General features: G+C 64.2%; 15 protein-coding genes. 3 read left to right on the forward strand and 12 right to left on the reverse strand.

Annotated features, from left to right (window positions below; all coding sequences use genetic code 11):
* Positions 1–137: 137 nt before the first annotated feature.
* Entirely contained in the window at positions 138–3,803 is a 3,666-nt protein-coding gene (locus AB0H43_RS13090) for a LamG-like jellyroll fold domain-containing protein (protein WP_359999514.1), read from the reverse strand.
* Positions 3,804–4,170: 367 nt separating this feature from the next.
* On the opposite strand from AB0H43_RS13090, the gene AB0H43_RS13095 reads away from it, so the two are divergent.
* The 3 genes from AB0H43_RS13095 (at position 4,171) to AB0H43_RS13105 (ending at position 11,994) form a co-directional block, all read left to right on the forward strand.
* Positions 4,171–10,602: an RHS repeat-associated core domain-containing protein gene (locus AB0H43_RS13095; protein ID WP_359999515.1), complete on the forward strand. Its 6,432-nt coding sequence runs from the start codon at positions 4,171–4,173 to the stop codon at positions 10,600–10,602.
* A gap of 149 nt (positions 10,603–10,751) precedes the next feature.
* Positions 10,752–11,177, forward strand: coding sequence for a hypothetical protein (locus AB0H43_RS13100; protein WP_359999516.1), 426 nt, complete (start codon positions 10,752–10,754; stop codon positions 11,175–11,177).
* Positions 11,178–11,430: 253 nt separating this feature from the next.
* Positions 11,431–11,994, forward strand: coding sequence for a hypothetical protein (locus AB0H43_RS13105; RefSeq protein WP_359999517.1), 564 nt, complete (start codon positions 11,431–11,433; stop codon positions 11,992–11,994).
* Positions 11,995–12,303: 309 nt separating this feature from the next.
* Here AB0H43_RS13105 and AB0H43_RS13110 read toward each other — a convergent pair whose 3' ends face one another.
* From AB0H43_RS13110 to AB0H43_RS13160, 11 genes are all read right to left on the reverse strand, one after another.
* A complete protein-coding gene (locus AB0H43_RS13110) occupies positions 12,304–12,471 on the reverse strand; it encodes a hypothetical protein (RefSeq protein WP_359999518.1) in 168 nt (55 codons plus the stop codon).
* Entirely contained in the window at positions 12,441–12,959 is a 519-nt protein-coding gene (locus tag AB0H43_RS13115) for a hypothetical protein (RefSeq protein WP_359999519.1), read from the reverse strand. Before AB0H43_RS13115 ends, AB0H43_RS13110 begins: the two co-directional genes overlap by 31 nt.
* Entirely contained in the window at positions 12,956–13,303 is a 348-nt protein-coding gene (locus AB0H43_RS13120) for a PadR family transcriptional regulator (protein ID WP_359999520.1), read from the reverse strand. The genes AB0H43_RS13115 and AB0H43_RS13120 overlap by 4 nt, the downstream gene beginning before the upstream one ends.
* 161 nt (positions 13,304–13,464) lie before the next feature.
* Positions 13,465–13,695: a hypothetical protein gene (locus AB0H43_RS13125; protein ID WP_359999521.1), complete on the reverse strand. Its 231-nt coding sequence runs from the start codon at positions 13,693–13,695 to the stop codon at positions 13,465–13,467.
* Between the two features lie 468 nt (positions 13,696–14,163).
* The gene (locus tag AB0H43_RS13130) at positions 14,164–14,442 is read right to left on the reverse strand and encodes a TnsA-like heteromeric transposase endonuclease subunit (RefSeq protein ID WP_359999871.1); all 279 of its coding nucleotides are present in this window, start codon (positions 14,440–14,442) and stop codon (positions 14,164–14,166) included.
* 173 nt (positions 14,443–14,615) lie between these two features.
* Positions 14,616–14,903, reverse strand: a complete 288-nt coding sequence (locus tag AB0H43_RS13135) for an abortive infection family protein (RefSeq protein ID WP_359999522.1) — start codon at positions 14,901–14,903, stop codon at positions 14,616–14,618.
* Complete coding sequence (locus AB0H43_RS13140; RefSeq protein WP_359999523.1) at positions 14,900–15,460, reverse strand: hypothetical protein; 561 nt, start codon at positions 15,458–15,460, stop codon at positions 14,900–14,902. The genes AB0H43_RS13135 and AB0H43_RS13140 overlap by 4 nt, the downstream gene beginning before the upstream one ends.
* A gap of 231 nt (positions 15,461–15,691) precedes the next feature.
* On the reverse strand, positions 15,692–15,886 hold the full coding sequence (locus AB0H43_RS13145; RefSeq protein WP_359999525.1) for a hypothetical protein: 195 nt from the start codon (positions 15,884–15,886) through the stop codon (positions 15,692–15,694).
* A 539-nt stretch (positions 15,887–16,425) separates the two neighbouring features.
* Complete coding sequence (locus AB0H43_RS13150) at positions 16,426–17,061, reverse strand: hypothetical protein (RefSeq protein WP_359999526.1); 636 nt, start codon at positions 17,059–17,061, stop codon at positions 16,426–16,428.
* 364 nt (positions 17,062–17,425) lie between these two features.
* On the reverse strand, positions 17,426–17,821 hold the full coding sequence (locus AB0H43_RS13155) for a hypothetical protein (RefSeq protein ID WP_359999527.1): 396 nt from the start codon (positions 17,819–17,821) through the stop codon (positions 17,426–17,428).
* On the reverse strand, positions 17,805–18,017 hold the full coding sequence (locus AB0H43_RS13160) for a helix-turn-helix transcriptional regulator (protein ID WP_359999528.1): 213 nt from the start codon (positions 18,015–18,017) through the stop codon (positions 17,805–17,807). The genes AB0H43_RS13155 and AB0H43_RS13160 overlap by 17 nt, the downstream gene beginning before the upstream one ends.
* Positions 18,018–18,031 lie beyond the last annotated feature (14 nt).

Genomic DNA, 18,031 nt, shown 5'->3' on the forward strand with positions numbered 1-18,031 from the left:
GACCGCAGCGTCGGGTCCGATTGCGCGTACCTGGTTTTCCAGGTCATCTCAGATGGAACGTGCCCTTTCTCTGAAGCGGTCGAGGATGGTCAACGGCTGCGTTGATCATCCTCGACCGCTTCGGGAACTGTTATCAGTTACTGCGTGGACAGAGCTGTGATCTGCGCTGGGGTCAGCAGACCTTGGTACAGCTGAATGTTGTCGGCATTGCCTAGCCACCATTCGCCGTTGGTCTGGGCCCATTGGGTTCGGCCGACGAGTACGCCGCCTGTGGCGTTCCAGTTGCAGCCGCATGCGGCGTGGGTTGCGGCGGAGACGCCGTTGACGTACAGCGCCATGTTGCCGGTCGTGGCGTCATAGGTCGCGGCGAGGTGCACCCAGGCGTTGCGGACCGGGGCGGTTGTCGTTTGGGCGAGGACGACGCCTCCGGTACTCGGCGATGCGGCACGGCCGAAGGCCCAGGTGTTAAACCGCTTCTGAATGAAGAACGCGGCGAACGTGGTGTCTTGCTGCTCGAGGATCGTACGAGCCGTGGTGGTCGACGTGTCGGTCAGGTAGACCCAGACGGACAGGCTGAACGATTGGTCGGTCCGCAAGATGGGGACACTCGTGGTGGCTTGCTGGGTAGAAGCGCCGGTGAAGCTCATGGCCCCAGCGTCGTTGGTGTTGTGCCCAGTCGGGATGAATGATGCTCCGCTGGTCATGGTGAGGGTGTTGCTGTAGGGGCTGTTGTCGTTGGCTTGGCTGCCGGTTCGCTCGCCGAGGTCCCACTCGCCGACGAGGGTGGCCTGGGTCAATCCCGTGTTCGTGACCGCAGTCGCGAACGTCGTGCCGGTGGCGTAGATGTTCGCGTTGAGGCCGGTCTGGTTGGCGTTGGTGGTGTTCCATAGGTCGGGGTTGCCGTCGAGGTTGACGTCCGCGCCGATGACCAAGGGTGCGGCTGTGGTGGACCATGTTCCGCTGATGGTGTAGCTGCTGCTTCCCGTCGCGTTGCCTGCCGGAATCCCTGCTCCGCTGGTGGTGTTGTAAGGAGTGCCTTCCCAGCGGGTGAGGGTGCTGGTGCTGGTGTTTCGGGCGAACAGCGCTGGCCCGTTGGTGGATCGGGTGGCGGTGATCTGGCGGCTGGCCCACCCGCTGCTCAGCGGGATTGGCGCGCTGTAGGACAGGCCGTCGAGTGCGGTCGGTTGATATAGGTAGAGGGTGTCGTTGACGACGGCGTAGAGGTCGTTCAGGTAGGGGGCGTTGGCGCCACCGGCGCTAAGGTCCGCCTGGTTGTCGGGCAGGACGATGATCTGGTTGACGGTTTGGTCCTGATCCGTGCCATCGACGCTGTTGAGCTGGAGCGGCTTTACGTTGTCGGCGTCAGTGACGTCGAAGGTGCCGTCGCCGCCGCCGAGCAGGACCTCGACGTTGTCGCCAAACGCGTTGGCGGTAGGGAGTTTGACGAGGATGTCTTGTGTTCCGTTACCATCGATGTCGGCAATGGAGACGGTTGCGCCGGTCCAGTCCGCGGGCTTGTTGATAGAGCCGGTGCCGCGGGTGCCCAACGCTCCGGCCTGGATGGCGACGGGGTCGATGTGGCCGGCCTTGTCGGTGCCGAGATAGAGCCATAGGCCGGGGTTGTTGGTGGTGCCGACGACGAGCAGGTCGGGTTTGGCGTCACCGTTGAAGTCGCTGTAGGCGTCGGCGGTGGCCTTCGGTGCGGCGTTGAACGAGTAGTTCTGCAGGGCGCCTGCGTTTCCGGTGCTGTCGATGGCGTACACGTACAAGACGTTCGGCCCGACGTGTTTGACGGTCAGCTGAAGGTCGGCCGCATCTCCGTTGCTGTCTGCGGTTGTTGTGGCCCAGCCGGTCTGCGCTGATCCCGGGTTGACCGACGTGGTGGGTGGCGTGCGGTTAAGTCCGTAGATGTATTTGACGGGCTTGGTCCCGGTCGATGCGTGGGTGATGCTGAAGTGGCCGACGCTGCCAGCGGCTGCGGTGGTCGACGTGAGGTTGAAGTTCGTCGACGTTACGGTGGGTGCGACGGGTGCGGCGTGGTTGACGGTGAACTGACAGTTGGTGCTCGTGGCGGTGTCGATGCCGTCTGTGACCTTCACGTTCCACGTGTAAGAGTGGCCGTCGGCGAAGAAGGCGGATGGCTCGCTAACTGAGACGGTCGTTCCGCTTCCCCCTCCCGTGGTCAGCGGAGTGGCGACGTCTGGCTCGGGGGTGGTGTCGGTGATCGTGAAAGTCGCCGTCAGCGGGTTGTTGGTGCCGTCAGGGTCGGAAATCGCGGCGGAGAGGGTGACGCCGGTGTTGCCGATGATGTTCGTGGTGGATCCACAGACAGTTGCCGGTTGGGTGCTCAGCGAGGTAGGAGTGTTCGGGGCCGAGTTGTAGGTGATCGACAGCACCGGATTGTTGTCGAACTTGCGCCAGGCGTACTTGTCGGTCTCGGTCTCGTTGTACAGGCCGATCGTGTCGTACGACCAGCGCCCGGACGCCGCCGACTTGATCTCATTGGTCAGGTCGAAGTCGACTTCAATGGGGCTTTCGCTGTCATCGGAGCGCCAGTCACCAGGAGCGAGCTTAGTTGCGATCAGCGCACCTTTAGCCGGCTGGTTCGCCCAGGTGGTCGATGAGCTGATGGTGGTGTTCGAGATGCCGATGTGATTGATATCCATCATGTAGGCACTGGAATTGGCAGACCACTCCTCCGTGGTCTGCAGGATGGCAGTGTTGATGTGCTTGCCCCAGATCGCGGTCGGGATCGTGTATTTCCAGAAGGTGCGCGCCTTGTAGTACGGCGAGACAAACGCTGTGTATCCGGCGCGGGCCCGGTCTGAACTGTTGTAGTAGCTGGTCGTGTCGTGATAGCTGTCGACGTAGGTCCAGCCGCTGGGGCGCGGCCCGGTGGAGACCCAGGATGGGTCAATGTAGAGCGGATAATGGTTATCCGCGGCCGTCAGGGATCCGGCGGGCGGCCTCAAAGTGATCGCTGCCGCATCCACCTGTACATCCAATGGATGGACGATGGCGGCGGCGCCGGGTTCGTCGGCCGTTGACGCCTCCGGCGCTCCGCCGAGGTTGTCGGCCTCTGCGGAGAGGGTCTGTGCTGATCCGGTTGGCGTCGTGGAGTCCCACATCAGCGGCGCAGGGGCGTTGAACTGGACGGTGCCCACGGCGTCGACCGCTCTTATGTTGCCTGCGGCGTCAGCGGTGACCGTGAGCCCGGTCGTGCTGATCGGCATCCGCAGGGTAGCCAGCTGCGGGTTCGCCGCCGCGGCAGCGTCCTGCACTACGAGTACGTCAGAGAACCCGCCCGCAGTGTTGGCGGTCAACAGCAGGTCGACGCCCGGCAGCACGGACTTGTAGGTGGCTGTTGCGCCTGACAGAACTGGGGCCGGCAACTCTCCGGGCCAAGAGATCGACAGGCGGGCGCCGGACGCGGTGGTCATGGTGGCCATCGGGCCGCTGCCACCTGCGGATAGAGCGAGACTGGACGTGGTAGCGGCGGGACTGATCGTTCCATCGCTGTTCGCGTGGAGCGTTGCGTCCAAAGCGGTCCATGATCCGTTCTTTCGGACCCTGACCGGTATCGTGTTGAGATCCACAGTGGTGGTTCCGTCGGGATTGGCCAGGGACCGCGAAGTCTCCGACGTAGTGGAGGTGATTTCGACGGGCTTTCCCGTGGCCTTTGCCTGGGCGGCCGCCTGGCCTGGTGTTAGAAGCTGATTCGGTGCTGCCAGGGTCGCCGCCGCTGCGGCGGACGGCGTTGACAAAGCCAGTGCGCTCAGGCAGCTCGCGGTGATGGCCAGCACGCAGGCACGTGCGGTTGCCGGTCTGAGCCGGGACCGATGGCGAGGTGGGCGGTTCATGGTTTCCTCCTTCGTCGCTTTGGAGCCGAAGACCAGCCGTGGGCGACGTCGGCAGGAAGGCCCAGGGATGTCCCTCCGCCGGTGACCGGCCCGTGGAGGGTTCCCGGGAAATCCGCATGCCTTCTGTGAACACCAAAATGACAGGGTTGTCATCTTGGGCAGCACCCCCGCTGGTTCTCCGCGACCGGCCACCCTATGCGACTGATCTTGGTCGCGCTAGATCTTGTGTGGGCCCTCGGCGGTCGCGTAGCGTGCGCCCGGCACCGACGGCGATCTTCAGGGGAGAGACATGGCCAGGTCGGCTTCGATCGTGTTCGACGCAACAGGGTTCGCCGTCCGGCGGCCACACCACACCACGCTCTTGCGCCGGCTCACGATGGGGGTGCTGACGCTCATCGTTGGGGCGGCCGGTGCAGTCGTCTTAGGAGCAGTCCCGGCGCAAGCGGCCGCCGATCCGGCGGCGCCAGCCGTGCAGCAGTTCTCCTCCCGCAAGGTTGGTACGCCGTTTCGCGCCAAGCAGGTGCCGCAGCCACGCAATGATGCGGCGAACCTGTGGAAGGCTCCGGCTGTGACGTGGCCGGCTGCCGGGGCTGCCGACGTCCAACTGGCGGCCGAAGGAGTCGTACGGAGAGCCGGAACCCTTCCGGTGTCTGTGGCGGCGGGCCGTGCCGGGCAAGCCGGAACCGTCCACGTAACCGTGGCCGGCCGAGAGCACGCACAGGCTGCCGGCGTGCTCGGCGTCGTCGCAGCCCTCACATCGTCTGACGCGACGTTGTCGGGAGGCCCGATGACGGTGACCGTGGATTACGGCAGCTGGGTCGGCGCTTACGGCGCGGACACCGGACGACGGCTTCGCCTAGCGGTCATGCCGGCCTGCGCGGCGACTACCCCGACGGTGCCAGCCTGCCAGGTGCAGACGCCGATCCCCACGACCAACGACTCGACGACGCAGACGCTGACCGCGCAAATCACCCTTCCCACGAACGCGGTCGGCTCCACCCGAATCGCTCACGCCGCCGCCGACGGCACAGCGACAACTGCCAGCACACTCGTCCTGGCCACGCAGACGGCGACATCGAGCGACTCCGGTGACTACACGGCAACGCCCATGCAGCCGTCCGGCACATGGTCAGGGGGCGGGAACGCCGGTGACTTCACCTACAACTACCCGATTCCAGTCCCACCAGTGCCCGGCAACCTGACCCCCGACGTGAACTTGGCCTACGACGCCCAGTCGGTCGACGGAAAGATGGTGTCGACCAACAGCCAGTCCTCGTGGATCGGCGACGGATGGGATTACACGCCTGGCTACATCGAACAGTCCTACGTCACCTGCAAGGACAACCCACAGGGAACCGCGAAGAACACCAGCGACAACTGCTGGGCCGGGCCGGTCGTCCACCTGAATTTCAGCGGGAACTCCGGTGACCTCGTCTACGACAGCAGCCTGCCGACCAAATGGAAGGTGTCCAACGACGGCGGCGCCAAAGTCGAGCAGCTGACCTCGGCCGGCATCAACGGCACGTACGACGGTGACTATTGGAAAGTCACTACCCAGGACGGCACACAGTTCTTCTTCGGGCTCAACCACCTGCCCGGCTGGGCCTCCGGCAAAACCGCCACCAACTCGGCCTGGACCGAGCCGGTATACAGCCCGTATTCCAGCGACCCGTGCTACAGCAAGACCGATCATCTGTGCACGATGGCATGGCGGTGGAACCTCGACTACGTCATCGACGCCCACCACAACGCGATCGCCTATTACTACACGCCGGAAACCAACTACTACGGTCAGAACAACGCGACCACCGGCGTCATCTACACCCGCGGCGGGGTTCTCGATCACGCCGACTACGGCCTGGTCGACCCCAACCCATACACGGCCAGTGCCTCAGCACGGGTGCAGTTCACGACGTCCGAGCGCTGCATCGTATCCGTGTCTGCCTGCGCGCCGGGCAATATCACGAGCACGCCCAGCAATTGGCCTGACGTGCCCTACGCCGACCAGAACTGCAACCCGGGCGCGACCTGCAACGTCCACGCGCCCACGTTTTGGTCCCGGCTGAGGCTGACGACACTGACCACCAGCATTTGGAACGGCACCAGTTACACCTCGGTAGACACCTATGCGCTGACGCAGAAATATCCCAACCCGGGCGACGGCACGACACCATCTCTGTGGCTCGAATCGATCCAGCACACCGGAAATGCCGGAACCGCCATCACTTTGCCCGCCGTGACCTTCGCTGGAACGAACAAACCCAACCGAGTCGACACGACCGACCTCGCTTCGGCCATCAACCACCTGCGCATCAGCCAGATCACCACCGAGACCGGTGAGCGGATCCTCGTCTACTACACCAGCCAGCAGTGCACAGCACCGGTGACGATCACAACTTCGGCCAACACCAGCCTGTGCTACCCGGTGTATTGGACTCCGCAAGGCGCCTCGAGTCAGAAGCTCGACTGGTTCAACAAGTACGTCGTGACCGAGATCGACGAGCAGGACCCGGTCATCACCAGCACCCCTACCGTCGTCACCAAGTACACCTACGTCGGCAACCCGGCCTGGCACTTCGACGACAACGAGGTCACCAAAGCCAAATACCGCACCTACGGGCAATGGCGCGGATACCCGCGGGTGCAGACCCGCGTGGGCGGCGGCTCCGACCCGACGACCCTCACCGAGTCCTACTTCTACCAGGGCATGAACGGTGACACCCTGCCGTCGGGATCCCGCACCGCGAACGTGACCTTGTCCCCGGCGGTGACCTGGCCCACCGGTGGTCCCGCCACGAGCGTCCCCGACACCAACGAACTAGCCGGCAAGGTCCGCGAAACCATTACCTACAACGGCGACGGCGGTCCGGTGCTCTCCGCGACCGCCACCGACTATTGGGTTGGCCCGGCGACCGCGACCCGCAACCGCACCGGACTGTCCGCGGTCACTGCGAAGATGAACCGTACGGTGGCCACATACACGACCACCGCGATCACCTCCGGCCCGTCCACCGCCTGGCGCACGACCAAGACCGAGACGACCTACGACACCACCACAGGGTTGCCGACGGTCGTCTACGACCACGGCGACCTTGCCGACTCCAGCCAGGCCACCTGCGCCACCACCACCTATGCTCCGGCAAACACGGACCTCAATCTGGTCAGCCTGCCGGCCGAGGTCGAAATCGACGCAGTTGCCTGTGCCGGCAGCGGCGTTAACGGCCTGTCCAAACCAACCGGCCTGACTGCGGCCGATATCGTCTCCGATCAGCGCAACTTTTATGACGTCACCAGCTTCGTCACCACCTGGCCTCAGACCATTATTCCGACCGCTGGCAACCGGACGGTGGCACAGAAGGCCAGCGACTTCAACGGAACTTTCACATACCTGACGCTGACCAAGACGCTCTACGACAGCTTCGGCCGGCCGATTTCCGTTGTTGACGCCAACGACAACCCGGCGTCAACAACCCAGTACACCGAGACCAACGGCCTGACCACCAGCATCAAGACGACGAACCCGCTCGGGCAGTTCACCACGACCACCGTCGACCCGGCCCGAGGGCTCAACACCAAGATCATTGACCAGAATAGTCTTGAGATCGACGAAGGCTACGACGCCCTTGGCCGGCTCACCGGCGTGTGGCTGCCCGGCAACAACACGCTGACCAACCCGGCAAACAAAGCGTTCACCTACAGCATCTCCAACACCGTCCCGTCAACGGTCACCACTAAGACACTTAACGAAAACGGCTCTTACCGCATCTCGGTGTCGCTGTTCGACGCCCTGCTCCGGGTACGCCAGGTCCAAACCCAGTCGCCCAGCGGCGGCCGGCTCATCGACGACACCTACTACGACAGTCACGACTGGACCATCAAGGCCACCCACCAGTATTACGACTCCGCCGCCGCGTCCACGACCTTCCTGGACCTCACCGGCCAAGACCAATACATGCCCAACCAGGATCTGTACACCTACGACGGCAGCGGCCGCCAAATCCTCGACGCCTCGACGATGCTCGGCATCGAACAATGGCGCACCCGGACTGTGTACGGCGGAGACCGCACCACCGTCATCCCGCCGGTGACGGTCGGCCGCATCACCGGCGGCACCCCGATCACCACCATCGTCGACGCCCGCGGCCGCACCATCGAGCAGGACAGCTACAACAGCGCTCCCACGGTCACGGGTAACCAACTATCCGGCGGCGCATACACCAAGATCACCTACGGGTATGATCGCCGCGGCAACCAGTCCACCATCACCGACGCCGGCGGCAACGTCTGGACCAGCACCTTCAACCTGCTCGGACAGGTCAGCGACACCGTCGACCCGGACGCGGGCAGCACCCACCTGACCTACGACAAGAACGGCAACCTCGCCACCCGCCGTGACAGCAACAATGTCACGGTCTCCTACGCCTACGACGCCCTGAACCGTAAAACGTTCGAGTACGACGGACCCACCAGCGCGTCGCCCAAACTCGCGGCATGGACCTACGACTCGACAACGATCACCAACGGCATCGGCAAACTCGCAACATCCACCAGCTATGACGGCACCTACGCCTACACCACGACGATCGGCGGCTACACCAACCGCTACGCGCTCACCTCGAAGAGCGTGACCATCCCGGCGGACCCGGCCAACGGCAACGGCATCGCCACCCTGGCCAACACCTACACCTTCAGCTACACCTACACGCCCAGTAGCGGCCTGCACAAAACCACCGCCTTCCCGGCGACCACTGGAGCACTGCCGGCCGAGACGGTCAACTACACGTACAACGTCATGGACATGCCCAACAGCATGGGCAACCTCTCCGGCGACTACGTGCACAGCACTACCTACAACCAGTACGGGCTGATCAGCCAGGTCCAGATGGGCACCAACAGCGTCGCCAGCTACCTCACCAACGTTTACGAGCAGCACATGCTGCGACTAGCCGACACCCACGTCGACCACCTCACCACCCGCCTCGACGACGTCACGTACAACTACGGACCGACCGGGCTCATCACGGCCAGCACAGACACCCGTAACAACAACAGCGCAACCGTCGAAACCCAGTGCTACGACCACAACCTGCTCGGCCAGCTCACCACCGCCTGGACCGCAACCGACAACTGCGCAGCAGACCTGGGCACTGACGGCGCGACCAACGCCACCGTAGGCGGGATCAACCCCTACTGGACCAGCTGGACCTACACCAACCTCGGCGACCGTGCCAAAGAGACCCAGCACGCGATCCCGGGCCAGTCAACCGACACGGAATCCACATACGCATATCCCGCGGTCGGAACTGGACAGCCCAACACACTGCGCGCCGTGACCGCCACCGGCCCGAACGCACAGAACTCCAGCTACAACTACGACACCGCCGGAAACATGATCAGCCGCACCACCGTCGCCAACGGCAGCCAGACTCTGACCTGGAACCACCGTGGTCAACTGGCCAAAGTCACCGACAATCCCGTAACGAAGACTTCAACGTTTGTCTATGATGCCGATGGTGCTCTGCTCGTCCAACGTGATCCCGGGACCGTGACTGTCTATCTGCCCGAACAGCAGCTCACCCTCAACACCGCCACGAGCGCTGTCACCGCATGCCGCTATTACAAGCTCAACGGTGTTACCGCAGTGCGCACTGGCACTGCCGCAGCCGCCTATAACCTGGAAATCAGCAACAACAACGGCAGCCCGACACTGCTTCTCGACCACAACGGCGCTACGCCCACATGGCGGTCCTTTACGCCATTCGGCGCACCCCGCGACACCGCGCAACCCACTTGGCCCGACAACCACGGCTTCCTCGACAAACCCAAGGACGTGGCAACCGGATTGACGATCATCGGGTTCCGTCAGTACGACCCTGCGACAGGCAGGTTCGTCAGCCTGGACCCGGTCTTGGATCCGACGAACCCGTTGAGCCTTAACGGCTATTCCTATGCCGACAACTCGCCCATTTCCAAGAGCGACCCCACCGGCGCCAAGGCGATCGACGACGGGGAAGTCCAATACAATCCGTCCTCGGCAGGCAAAAAGGATAATGGCTCGTCTGGCGCGCACCTGGTCGCGGTCGCGCTGCGAATGGAACGACTGCGAGAAGTGTTCGGAGCTAATGTCGAGGTGAGCGGTGACCTACTGGGCAACGGGCCAGGACCTGACCTCGTCTGCTGGAACTGCTCGAAGCTAGCGGGCGGGCCCGACGTCGTCTGGGTGTGGGAAGTGAAATCCGTGAAGAAAGCAGCCAATCTAGACAAGGCGCTAGAAAGCCTTACAAACGGAATCAGGGACGCCACCGCTGACCCGCTTGCACGTGGGCGCCGGGCCGTCGCCGGACCCTCCTTCTATCTTCCGAGCGCAGGACTTAATACGGACCTCGAGAGCATAGTTATAGTAAATAGCAGCGAAGCGCTTCGCGGGCTCGAGGTATATACCGTGATCAAGCCTGAGGATGAGCCTACCCCCGAAGAGGAGGAGGACTACCTCGAGACACGACGAATCGCTAAGCGACTCAATCAGGGGTCGGATGCGACGCGGCGCTATCTCCGACAGCACCCGAAAGAAGGAGTGACTCCCGCGCCATTCGATGAAGACCCCGTGACGCTCGCCATTCTTACGACCATCGGTGGGATCGGTGGCGGAATGACAGCAGGAGCCGAGGCCGGAGCAGCAGGAGCCGAGGTCGGAATCGCAGCAGTATGCCGATCCGCGCCGGTGCTGTGCTCGGTGAAGTAGGCCTCCGGGCGAAAGGGCGACAAACGATGACTGAAGGTCGATTCGATACCGGTGCCTTGGGAACCCGGACGCAAGAAAGTCCAGCCGCGAAACTCACGGCTGCGACCCTACTTGGAGCCCATCTGGCCGCTGCGCATCCCGGAGCGCTTGTGAGTGCCAATCAGACGGGCGAGTACGAGCCCCAGCCTGATGTAGTGTGCTGGAACGCATCCGCATTGGCAGGAGGCCCCGACGTCGTCTGGGTCTGGCAAGTCGCATATCCGGCCGAAACCCAACAGTTCGACACTGCCCCCGACCTGCCAGAACAGCTGATGCTGGCAATGCGGGACCCCCGCGCAACATCACGTATGGCAATTCCTGGCCCGACTCTAGAACAGCCGCTGTTCGGTGCACTGCTTACTGACTTCGGTCAGGTGGTTCAGGTCACAGGCATCGAACCGGGCATCGTGGAAATCCGAACGTATGAGATTGACACAGACGCGCCATCCGCGGATCAGGCCATCGAAATATCGATGCAATCAGCGCGCCTCCTGCGCTCGATCGCCAGGAGAGCGGAGCGGGAGTGCGGCGCCTAGCGATGTCGACTACCGAAGTGCGGCAGGCGCGGCAGTTATGGTTGCAGCAAGGTCGGTCGCGACTGGCGGAGGGCCTAATACCTGCCTCTAAAGCAGGGACTGGGCCGCCCGCGTGTAAGCCTCGTTCTACGGCTGGCCCTTCGGAGCTGAGTTACCGGACACTATCGCGGTGTTACCGGACACTATTGCGGTGCGGCGCCAAGCGTTCTGTTTCGGCACCTTGACTTCATGCTTGAGAAGGCTAGGAATTGCGATGCGCACATCTGTCCCCGTTGCGTGCTTTGCGTACGGTTCACAGCCGACGATCTGCGTGCGCCACGGAGCGAAGGCTGGGTTAACCGCTTCGGTCGCGATCGAATCGGCACCGGCACCGTGGACCTGGGCGCTGATCCCGCTTGGCGGCGTCGTGTTCCTTGCCGTCCGCGCGGCGACGCGAAAGGTCGTCACCGCCCCGAGGTGGGCCTTCTGCGCCCGCTGCAGGTCACTTCGCTACCTGCGGATGGCGGCCGGCTTTGTGCTCATCGGCCTCATGCTGGCGTTTCTCGTGGTCGGCCTTGACGCAGCGGACACAACCTATGCCGGGCCAGCTGAACACCGAAGCAGCTGGTGGGCGTTCGCGGTCGCTCTGCTGGCTGGCGTAGCTGGCTGGATCATTCTGGTGGTGTCGCGGTGGCAGTCGATCGCACGCGCTCGGCTGAGCCGAGATGGGCTATCGGTCCAAGTCAGGAGGCCGTCAGTCGAGTTCGCGGCCGCCGTGGAAGCCATGTGGGTGCCGCCGAACACGGGCGCATCGCCCGCTGTGGCGCGCCCGGCCTAGCCGACTGGCGATCCAATGATCAATGGATTGTCGAGGCCAGCGGAATGAGCGCGCCTGGCTGCCGGCGTCGGCAACGAGTAGGCGCGCCGAGCTGAACTCGGCGACCGAAGAGGGCCGGTCCGCATCGGCGGGCCTTGTCGGGGCTTGGGTCATCTTCATACGCGAGTGCGGTCGGGCAAACCCCATCGTCGCGACGGCGGGCGTCCTGCTGCCGATACGCCAGGGGATCCGGCGTCGATGTGAACCGTGGCCGCCCTGAGCGAGAGCTGAGGTTCGCCGTCGGCGTTGGAGTTTGGCCGCGATGGGCCGTCAGCCTTCTTGGTTGGCTGGTGGTGAAATGACTGCGGCTCGTCGGGCTTGGCGTCCGAGGTCGAGGAGCTCGATGCGGGTTTCGCGGCGGTGCAAGAGCGCGGCCGCAGTGGCGAAGGCCGCGAGCGCCACGAGGATCAGTGCAGTCCATTGCGCGACCACCAGCACCGCAGTTTCCTCGGACTGGGGAGTTTGCGCGTAAGCAGCACACTGTGGACGAACACGACAGTTGCGGCCAGGTACGCGGCGGTACGCCTCAGGGCAGTCATTGCCGCGACCGCGGCCGCCGACCAACCGACGGCCAGTACGACGACGGTGGTGTCGAACGTCGGCGGCGGATCGCCGAACTGCGTCCAGACCGCCAGCGGCAGGATGACCGGACGCAGACTGCGTAACGCCAGCAGCATCATCAGCAAAACACCGAGCGTCCCCGTCGAGGACCGCCAAGAGTCGCCGCGCAGAGGATGCGCCAGGGCGGTAGCCCTGGCGCGCAGCCCACACCAGATCAGCACAACGACATCGGCGAGTCTCGGATATCGCTGACCCGGCCGGGCGTCGTCGAGCAGCACCCCGAGCATCTCCTGCGCATACATGTCCCGGTGCGCCTGCGGATAGAAGGCCAGCCGCCGATACCGGTCGGCCAGAGTTCGGCTCATGCTGCGCCTCCGGCGGCGTGCGGTGTGACGGCGGCCAGTCTGCGTGAAGCTGTGCGAGCGGCCTGGGTCATTCGTTCGGTCTCCACCGTCAGCCGGGTGACGCCGGCACCGGTGATCCGGTAGTAGCGCCGCAGCCGCGACGCGACGACCTCTTCTCGGTCCACTTCGATCAGCCCGCCACCATGCAACCGTTCCAAGATTGCGTACAAGGTGCCGGTGTGCAGCACGACGCTTCCGCCGGATACGGTGCGGACGTCGTCCAGGATCGCGTACCCATGCTTCGGGCCGTCCACCACCGCGGTCAAAACGAGATACGCCACGTGCGACAAAGCTGCCTGCGTCACCGCGACAGCATATACGCTCAACACGTATATGCGCTTGGCGCGTGGCTGAGGGGCCGGTGCACATCCTGGTGGTGGCAGATCCGTAGCGGGTCACATGAGCAGGGCAATGCCGACCCGGTCTGTCGGCGCCCCCACGGGCCTCAGGCTGGCGCGAGCGCAGGCTATTCCAGTGGTTCGATGATCACTGCGCCGTCGGTGGTGCAACGGGCGAGCATGATGTGGTCGTCGTCGTTGTACACAGCCCAGGTGGCCGTCGGGTAGGGCTGCGGTACGACGCATCGGGCTTCGACCTCCCAGCGGTTGAGTCCTTCGCCGACGGTGCTCTCGGTGATGACATAGACGAGCACGGTGTGGCCCGACCGGTCCTGGTAGGTGTGCATAAGGTGCGACATCGGGGTCATCTGGTCGCCGGACCAGATCAACGTGCCGGTGCTGGCGTCCTAGAGTGCACGACCCCCGACCACCGTCGAGGTCGAACCCGACGAGAATATGCTGCCCGGTACTGGTGTGGACGACGGTCAGGCCGCTCATGTGGTCGAGATCGCTGCCGAGTGGTTCGCCCATTTGCTGGCCGGTCGCAGCGTCCCACCGGCGTACGTGTCCTGCTTCGCAGCCGGAGAACACTGTCGCGACACAGTCCACCATGGCGGCGGCCACCACTTTCACGCTGATGGGATGACCGGCGGATGGGGGCACCCAGCGACCGGCCGGTCGCGGCGTCCCACCGATACACGAGCCAGTCATGCCCGGCGCCGGCACGCCGAGGCCGTCACCGCGAACGCCTCCGCATCGCGCGGCTTGATCCGTTCATCCGGGCGGACGTCGATCACCACACCGGTGCCGTCGTCGACGCGGGCGAATTAGTCCGGCAGATGCTTGCGCGGCCCACGATCTGTCGGCCAGGACAGCCAGAACGGCTGCGACGCGATTCTGACCACCGCTGGGTCGAAATCCAGCAGCTTCACATGATCACGTTCCAGCCACGACTCGTAGCCCACATGCCCGCCCACCGTGGACGACCACCACCGGCCCGGAAAGTTGCGCTGTCCCTTGAACGTCGGAAACTCCCGCGCCGGCGCAATGTCCTCGAACGGCAGACCGCCGAAGCGAGTAAAGCGGCTCACACCGCGCCCGGCCATCGGCACCGATGAACGCGACGACGAACTCGTCCGCGCTGGCAGCCGACCCGGTGGGAAGCCTGACAGCGCGGATCACGAACCTGACCAACGAGCCTTTCGGCCTGACAGCAACCGGCCTGACAACGTTCAGCCCCGTTCATTCACGCGTCAACGCCCACGTCCGATGTCAATGATCACTTCGTTTGATCAGCGTTGTGACAGGTTGTCTGTGTCTGAAGCGTCTCAAGCATGAATCCGGACCACGCCAAAGCAGCCCAGACAGCCAGCCGACCGTGCCGGGGTTCCACAGCTGGAGCGGCAACCACTCCGTGACCATCGCCGATCTGGTTACGTAGCTCGGAGAGATCTTGCACGATTGCGAGGAGCCGACCAAGGATGCGTCGAGTTTGCTCGTTCGCGGCATCCCTTGGGTGCGCGCCGAGTGTCGCCATGGCCTGACTTGCGAGGGCGGTTGTCGTCAACTGACAGGTTGTGGCCCCCTTAGTGTCGCCTCGGCGGTCGCCTCGATTAGGTTCTTAGCGCGACCGATTGCGGCGCTTGGATCGCGTGGCAGGGCTGACTCTAGCCGCCGAAGTTCTGCCCGAATTCCAGATGAATCCATCACCGCTTCGTGGGCGAACACAGACAGATCGTCGAGAACTTTTAAGGGGTCTCCAGCCAGCGTGAGATAGAACCCATCGTCCTCTAAGCCCCGTCGAAGTCCCGGAAACCCCTGCTGGGCAGCATCGGTCCTGGCGACGGTAGCCAGTTCCGCCAAGCGTCGCGTGAAGTACATGATCTTTATGATCACATTTGGGTCTGAACGGTCGGCCGCCTCCAACGTGGCGTAGGCAACGTGCCAGGCGTGTAGCCGTTGGGAGGGAAAATCTATGTCTTCGATACCAATACCCCACGGATTTAGTGGCACGTACGCTAGACCGAAGTCCGTACAAGCTTGTTTCACATCATCTGGGCAGAGGGCAAGCTCGGCAATTCTAGAGATCGAGCTGGTGCCGAGTAACGCGTGCGGGCGGTCCATAGTCACAGGCCATACATAGCAGGCTTCGTGTGGTGGTTCCACTGCTGCGTAGTTCTCCGGTACCCCGCAATCGGCTGCACCGATCGGGTACCAAGCCCGGTACCCACCGGACGGCCGCTTCGGGACGCCACTGGGTAGCCGCGCAAGGTCACGTCCGCAAGCCCGGGGTTGCGGACGACTATGTGACCATCCCGCCACCGAAGAGCCTCTCCGATGGCGGGAGGCCACTTCCTATGGCTCGATCTGCGTCGGCTCATCGTCCGCCATGCACACGTCCTTCATCCTCATGTCGCGAATGGCGTTCCTTAGCCTCCTCCACTCCTCAACCGTGCGTCGGATCTCCCGCATGAGCTGACGGGCCTGCACGAGCACAACGGTGACGAGGGCGAACGTACCCAGGATTACTGCGGTGACTGGTTCACTCACGGTCAACGCATCCTTCGACGAAGGTAGGTGGTCGACCGGGGAACGGGAACCTCAGCACGACCACCTACGTGACGTAGATGGATTCGTGGCTGAGGCTGCCGACGCGCAAATCCTCATGCCCGCGGTGCACCACGTATGTGCACCTCCGCACGGCTGGGCCGTGCAGGTCGCTGGGCGCGGAGGCTGAAGCCGACGTCTGGTGCGCTGACTCCGCATTAAGCCTCGCCCTCGGGTTCCCGATGGCGTCGCATCAGGCCCGCCCGAAGGCAAAGTCAGTTTAGCGGACGATCGCCATGGCGTGAGTCGATCAATAGCTGGAGCGCCGCCATCCGACCCATCGAATCCTGAGAATCTGCGGACTGAATGAGGAACCGCCACGATCGCTGAAGCTGACAGCCCACCGGGAAGGAGCAGATTCGCTGCGAAAACCGTGCGGTCGGAGCAGAAACCTTGAGAAACGGCGCAGGTCAACTGCGAAAGGACACCCGTGCGGGTTTCTGCCGGCGTGGATGAAGGTCGACCGTTGAAAGCGTCTGATCTCAGGCAACCTTCTTGCGAGCGCTGCGGATCCAGCTGTACGCGGTATGCCGGGGGACGCCGTAGTGGTCGGCGACGATTCTCGCGCTGTCCCCGGCCTGCCGTAGCACCTGCTCGAAGTCGTCCGGGACCCGGCGATACGTCCGGCTGCCGCGCTCCTCCGGCGCGCTGGTGGTCTTCTTCGCCGCCTTGGTTGGCCGGGCGGCCTTGGCGGGCGCGCCCTTGGGTTCGGCTGCTTTCGCTGCTGTCTTCTTGGGCGCGCTCTTCGCTGCTGTCTTCTTCGCTGCGGCCTTCTTGGTGGCGGCCCTGGGTTCCATCTCCTTCCTGCCGGCCGTCTTCCGTCTCGTCCTGCTCGGTGCCACCGGCGCAGCGGCGACGTCCTCAGCGGGCTCGTCCGCGACAGCCGGGGCCGACATCTTGACGGCAGCGGGATTGGCGGGCACGACAGAGGCGACGACGGCGGCCACGAGGTTGTTGAGGTCCAGCAGGGGCAATCCACCGGCGGCAAGCGCGCCACCTGCGCCCGGCGTCAGCCGTACCTCGCTGATGGCGGCGGCGCTGTCGGTGATGTCGAGCCGAATCGTCGTCACCGCCGTACCGGGATCGTCGGGGGTGATCGTCACGGTGTATGCAGTCATTCAGGTGCCGCCTTCCGCAAACTGGTGTTCAGGGCTCCTGGCGCGACAACGTAATACACCTAACTCGGATGCCTACCGGCGGGTACGTAGTACCGCACTCAAACCTTTGCATCCCATCATGCATCTGCGGCCCTGCGGCCATCTGCGCGAGCCGGAGGGCAGCGGACGACAACGATGGCGTTTGGTCAAATGAGGGCTGTGCCCATCGCAGCGCCGACAAGATGGGCGAGCGTTCGTGGGTCGATGTCGATCCCAGGCCGTGACGGCGGTCCGGGCAGCGGTGAGGCGGATCGACGCCTGGGCGGGCACGCCGCGCTGAAATCCACGGCGTGCCGGGTGGCGCCACCCTGCTCAGGCGCAAGTGTCAACCGCGTACGCGGCCGACGATCACAGCGGCCGCGTACGCGACCCCGGCGATGGCGGCGAGCCAGGTGAACGGCTCACCGGAGTGTCCCCGGCCGAGTTCGACGACCGCGCCGGCGAGCACGGCGACGACGAGGACGCCCCCAGCCGCGGCGGTCGCTTTGAGGTCGATCGCGGTGATCCGCTCGTCCCGCCGGTCGAGCAGATGCCGGACCGTCTCCGACTTCCGCCCGGCGAGCATCAGGATCACGCCGAAGGCCAGCATCAGCGCCAGCAGGACGAGGCTGAGGCCTGGCCGGCCGCCGATCCACGCCGCGATCAGGTACGCCAGCCCGCCCGCCAGACACATCGCCGGAGTGGCCCAGTAGGCGGTGCCGGTCTTACTGCTCCTTGACATGGAACATCTCCTCCACAGTGGTCTCGAAGAAGCGGGCGAGCGCGATCGCCAGCGGCAACGACGGGGTGTACCGGCCCGTTTCGATCGAGTTGACGGTCTGCCGGGACACCCCCATCGCGGCCGCCAGGTCGGCCTGCGACAGGCCCCGCCGCGTACGCAGCTCCCGGACGTCGTTGCCGGTCAGCTCCAGTTCCACCGGTGTCCCTCGAA

This window comes from Hamadaea sp. NPDC050747 (assembly GCF_040654195.1).
Classification (GTDB): Bacteria; Actinomycetota; Actinomycetes; order Mycobacteriales; family Micromonosporaceae; genus Hamadaea.